Genomic DNA, 5,581 nt, shown 5'->3' with positions numbered 1-5,581 from the left:
AAATAGTTTTATTATTAAGATTTTTTTGACTCACAATTATTACTGCATAATTGTTAGATAGGTTTTCTTTATAAGCTTCCATTGAACGATCTACTATAATAAATATTTGGATAGAAAAAAGAATACTAAGAAGTGCTACAACTAATGAAAGATGATTTTTAAACGACTTCATGAACACTCCCATACTCAATATTGTAATGTTTATAATCAACATTCATTGTAGAAGGAATATTATGTGTAACTACAATTACAGTTGTTTTCAACTGCTCATTAGCACCCTCTAAAAGATTCCATATAAGCTGGGATGAATAGTCATCCAAATTACCTGTAGGCTCATCGGCAAGAATAAGAATCGGATTGTGAGCTAAAGCTCTAGCCATCGCAACGCGCTGTTGTTCACCACCACTTAACTCTAAGGGATACTTTCCAGCTTGATGTTTTAACCTTACATGCTTTAAAAGAGAGTCAACTTGACTTTGAGTCACCTCTTTTTCATACCCATTGATAATAAGAGGAAGCATAATATTTTTCTCAATTGTCCACTCTTTTACAAGTTTATAATCTTGAAAAACTATACCAATATGTCTTCTTAAAAAGTTAAGTTTAGATTTTGTAACACCTCTAAGCTCAACTCCACCTACGATTAAACTTCCCTGTTTAGGCTTTAAGGCACCATAAAGAGATTTCAAAAGAGTAGATTTACCACTACCACTGGCACCAGTTATAAATATAAAACTGCCAGAGTCTATTGAAAAATTTGCTTTATTAATAATTGTTTCACTATTAGAATATGATAGTGATAAATCTTGTGCCATTATTACCTTATCCATTAAATACCTCGTCTAAATATTTATGTGCTAAAAGATTACTCTTTGATTTTAAGGGAAGTGTTGGATAATAAGTAGCTGCATTATCACTAATAATTACATAAAGATGTTCAGGTCTATCAAAACTTCCAAGAGAGATGCGAAGCATTACTCCATTTTTTAACTTATAAACTCTTTCAAAATGAATAAACCCACCATCAAATCTATTTGTTTGACCATGAAGCTCTATTAGTTCTTCATCTTTTAAAACAACTTTACAAAATTCAAAACTACCATCTAAACTAAGTTTATCAGACTCTTCTTCATTTATCATAGTTACATCATAGATATTTTTTTCCATCTTTTTCCATCTATCTTCATACTTAGAACTTATTGCAATTTCTCTGTTCTTATTAATATGTAAAATGGTTTTTTGAAAGTTTATAAATGTCTCATATGAGTAAGCATAGTAGTTTTCACTATCAGTTCTAAGTTCTAAGCGACCATCTATTTTTAAAACTCTTCTAGCTTCTTCTATAAATGATGTTGATATAACTCTACGATGTGGTTTTTTATCCCAAGGAACAGGAAAGTGAACATAAACTTTTCCTACAACATTAGAAGGAACAAGTTCCATAAAAAGTCTTGCATCATAATCTAGTACAAATAGATTTTGTATATTTTGAATACTAACTTGCTTTAAGACCTGTTCAATTGAGGGTCTGTGAATCTCTATACCGATAAATAAAATATCAGGATTCTCTGTCGCTTGATGGATTAGATGTCTACCTGAACCAAAACCTACTTCAATCCTAATTTCTTTTGCATCTGGAAAATTATCTGCAAAGTAACTTATATGTTTAAGCGCTGTAGCCTTTTCTAAATGCATATTTTTTTGTTTTTGTGGAACATTAGAAGATATAACATTAAGTTTTGCAAGCTCTGAGTAAGCTAATAATGCTTTATGTACATTGTGTATAGATGGAGGTCTTGTTAACTTATCTGTTTTTAAAAGGTTTTTATTCTCTTCTGCTTTTACAAGCAGAAAAAAATCATCTTCTTCAACGCTAACTGAGATTAAGATTTCATCACTATGTTTTGCATTATTAGCAATAAAGTTAAATGAAACCTCCTTATGGGTTTGAGGAAAGTCTATCTCTTTAAACTCTTCAATATGTAAGTGTGGCATTTATCCCCGTTTAATTAAAATCTTGAGTAGGAATAATCACTTCTACTTCTTTGTTTATAACTTTGTCAGTAGGCAGCTGAGGCTCTTCTTTTTTGACATTGTTAGCAACTGTATTTGGAGTTTTTATCTCTACTTCAATACTTGGCTCTGACTTAATTCCAAAAGCATCTATTGCATATACTTGATAGTAATAAGTAAGGTTTGGACCAATCTCTGGGTCTATAAACTTTTTACCTTTTATATCTACAAATTCTTCATCTTTAGCATTAAACCAACCAGTTTTAGCTTTTTTGATTACTGTATATTTTTTAACTCTTGTATCTTTATTTGTCCATTTTATTTCAATCTTATTATTAACAACTTTAGCTTCGACTAAAGCTGGAGTTTTTGGTTTAATAAGTGTTAGACCTTGAATAGAAATCTGATTATGAATACTCTCTAATCCATTCTTTTCTATTGCACTTACTCTGTAATAGTATTCTTTTCCATCTTCTTCTACTATATCAGTAAAGGTAGGATTGTATAGTTTTGCTATTAACTCATAATTTCCATCTGAACTCTCAGCTCTATAAAGATGATAAAAAGCAAAATCTTCTGTATTAGATTTTTCCCAATTTATTTCAATCTTTCTTGGTAAATCTGTAGTAGCAACAATATGTTTTACAGTAATTGGTAGAGACTTAGTTACTACTTGAACAATTTCACTTGGACTAGATTTTATACCATCGTAAGTTAGTACTCTAATACGGTACTTATAAACATACTCATCCTTAAGCTCAACATCAATAAATTCAGCATTAAGTCTACCATCAACAGTTTCTACCTTACTCCAAAGTTCTTCTTCTAAAGTTCTTCTTTCAATAATATAAGATTTTACTTTTTGATTTGAATGAGGTCTCCAGATAATTTTTGCAGTTCTTGGCATATTTTGAATACTTTGTATCCAAACTACTGATTGTAAAACCGGAAGGGAATTAATAACTTTAATTGCACTCATTTTAGACTCTGCATCTTTTGAAAAAGTTTTAAAACTATAAGTGTAACCAGTATCTGGATTTACACCTTTATCAAGATAATGTGTTGTAAAACGATTTTGTATAGTCTTGTAATGTGAAAGTTCACTTCCCTCTTTATTCATACTCTGTTTATAAATATAGATGCCTTGTACTCTTTCATCTTCTATAGCGCTCCACTCAAAAGCGATAGCATTCATATCTACGAATGTACCCTTTTGAGTTAGTTTTACTATTGGCAGTGTCTTATCTATTTTTACTTCATCTGCAGGTTTAGGGGAAATTCCTTCACAACCGCTAAGTATCAGTAGAGAAGCTGCGCAAAATGTTGTCAGTGTCCATAACTTCATTAATTTGCTCCATATCAAATTTTTTGTCTAAATAGTCTTTCATAGTTTCACCTAAAGGCGCAACGAAAGATAGTTTTTCTTTGCTCGTTGGATGAACAAAATATATCATATAAGCGTGTAGCAAAATACGTTCCGATTTCTCTACTTTTGGGCTTAGCGCATATATATGATCACCGATGATATGACGATTCATACTTTCTAAATGAACACGGATTTGATGTGTTCTTCCAGTAAAAAGCTTACATGCTACTAACTGTTGCTTTTCATCACTTGAAAGTGCTAAAGATTTAAACATAGTTTTTGCATACTTTGACTTGCCTTCTTGAGTACATGCCATTTTTAATCTATTGTGTGCACTTCTACCGATATTTTGCTCAATAGTAGTAATCTCATCTTTTAAAGGTGGGTTTAATATTGCTAGGTAATATCTTCCCATACTTTTATCTTGAAGTTGTTGTGACAAAAATTCATGTGCTTCATTATTTTTTGCAACAACCATAGTACCACTTGTACCCTTATCGAGTCTATGAACTATTCCGTGTCTTTCTTCTCCGCTTATAGTAGAGAGTCTAACACCCTTGTGTTTAAGCCAATCAACTAAAGTTGCTTCTTTTACACTTGGTGCTGGATGAACAGTTACACCACTTGGTTTATTAATAACTAAAACATCATCATCTTCGTAAAGTACTTCTACATCAAAATCAATTGCAAGTGCTGGTGATTCTTTAGCTTCTGGAAAGTTAACTTTTACACTTTGACCAGCTTTTAGTTTTACTCCCGGACGAGTAACTTTTTTTTCTTCTACAAAAACAGAATTGTTTTTTATTAAAGATGCTATTTGTGAGCGTGTTTGCCCAATTTGAGATGCTAAAAATGTGTCTAATCTTTCTGAATTATCACATACATAGCTTTTTATTTCGCTCATTATGTCCCTTTTAGACTAAATATTTTTGTAACATAAAATAGTTTCACTAATTTTTGTGATACAATTTTAAAAAAATTTTTGGAGTTACAAATTTGTGGAGATTTGATAAGCGTATTCTAGCACAATTTGACTTCTTTTCTATCATCTTAATCATCCCGCTTGTATTTACTTCACATTGGCTTATTGGAGAGGTTGTTCCAGCTCTTGCACAAAAACAAAATGCCTATGTTGGTGTGGCCGTTATAGCATTTTTCTTTGTATTTTTACTACCAATTCGTAGAATGAGTTGGCTTATACCTATAATATATTGGGCAAATATTGGGCTTTTACTGGCAGTTGAATTTTTTGGACACTCAAGACTAGGTGCGCAAAGATGGATAGATATACCATTTATCAACGCAACAATTCAACCGTCTGAGTTTGTTAAACCTGCCCTTATACTTATGCTTGCTTATCTTATTCAGAGAAATCCACCACCAACTGATGGATATAAAATTGGTGAATTTTTAAAAATAAGTTTTTATATACTTCTTCCTTTTGTTCTAATTGTTAAAGAACCAGACTTAGGTACAGCTCTTGTATTATTACTTATAGGATATGGTGTTCTCTTTTTTATTGGGGTTTACTGGAAAATTTGGGCAACAATAATGGTGGCAATATTACTCTTTTCACCTCTTGTATATCAATTTGGATTGCATGATTATCAAAAATTAAGAATTAAAGACTTCCTAAGTGAAAAACCATCTTATCATGTGCAACAGTCAATCATTGCAATTGGTTCTGGTGGGCTTACTGGAAAATCAAAAGATGAAGCTACACAGACTCAGATGAGATTTCTACCTATTGCTACAAGTGATTTTATTTTTGCTTTCCTTGTTGAGAGAAGTGGTTTTTTAGGTGCCTTAGCAATTATTTTAGTCTATGTTATGCTTATTTTGCATCTATTAAGTCTTAGCATCTACAATACAGACTACTATATAAAAGTAGTTACTGTATCTATCTCTTTTATGATATTTATATACATGGGAGTAAATATTTCTATGACTATAGGTTATGCTCCTGTTGTTGGTGTTCCTCTACCTATGTTTAGTTATGGAGGCAGTAGTTTTATAAATTTTATTATTCTTTTTGCTATTATGCAAAATCTAATTACTTTCAGGTACAAAGACATGTATGATATTAGAGGTACAAAAAGCTTTTTATAAAACGCCAATTCTAAAATCAAGTGCAATTTTTTGAAAGTAAGTTGAAAGATAGGATTAATCGATAATCTGCTAATCTTATTCGACCAAAAACAA

5 protein-coding genes are annotated in these 5,581 nt (G+C 31.3%); 1 reads left to right on the top strand and 4 read right to left on the bottom strand.

The window, feature by feature from the left end:
* Nucleotides 1-158: 158 nt before the first annotated feature.
* From QZZ48_RS13780 to QZZ48_RS13765, 4 genes are read right to left on the bottom strand one after another with little or no spacing between them, the layout of a single operon-like run.
* Nucleotides 159-830 carry an ABC transporter ATP-binding protein gene (locus QZZ48_RS13780; protein ID WP_294966822.1) on the bottom strand — a complete coding sequence of 224 codons (672 nt, stop codon included), beginning with the start codon at nt 828-830 and terminating at the stop codon, nt 159-161.
* The gene (gene trmB / locus QZZ48_RS13775) at nt 823-1,995 is read right to left on the bottom strand and encodes a tRNA (guanosine(46)-N7)-methyltransferase TrmB (RefSeq protein ID WP_294966820.1); all 1,173 of its coding nucleotides are present in this window, start codon (nt 1,993-1,995) and stop codon (nt 823-825) included. Before trmB ends, QZZ48_RS13780 begins: the two co-directional genes overlap by 8 nt.
* A 10-nt stretch (nt 1,996-2,005) precedes the next feature.
* On the bottom strand, nt 2,006-3,358 hold the full coding sequence (locus QZZ48_RS13770) for a hypothetical protein (RefSeq protein WP_294966818.1): 1,353 nt from the start codon (nt 3,356-3,358) through the stop codon (nt 2,006-2,008).
* Entirely contained in the window at nt 3,306-4,283 is a 978-nt protein-coding gene (locus tag QZZ48_RS13765; protein WP_294966817.1) for an RluA family pseudouridine synthase, read from the bottom strand. Before QZZ48_RS13765 ends, QZZ48_RS13770 begins: the two co-directional genes overlap by 53 nt.
* A 92-nt stretch (nt 4,284-4,375) precedes the next feature.
* On the opposite strand from QZZ48_RS13765, the gene QZZ48_RS13760 reads away from it, so the two are divergent.
* Nucleotides 4,376-5,488 carry an FtsW/RodA/SpoVE family cell cycle protein gene (locus QZZ48_RS13760; protein WP_294966815.1) on the top strand — a complete coding sequence of 371 codons (1,113 nt, stop codon included), beginning with the start codon at nt 4,376-4,378 and terminating at the stop codon, nt 5,486-5,488.
* The last annotated feature ends 93 nt before the right edge of the window (nt 5,489-5,581 follow it).

Source organism: Sulfurimonas sp. (assembly GCF_016744025.1).
Taxonomy (GTDB): Bacteria; Campylobacterota; Campylobacteria; order Campylobacterales; family Sulfurimonadaceae; genus Sulfurimonas.
The sequence above is the reverse complement of the archived record's forward strand: the minus strand, read 5'-3'. Positions and strand labels throughout refer to the sequence as shown.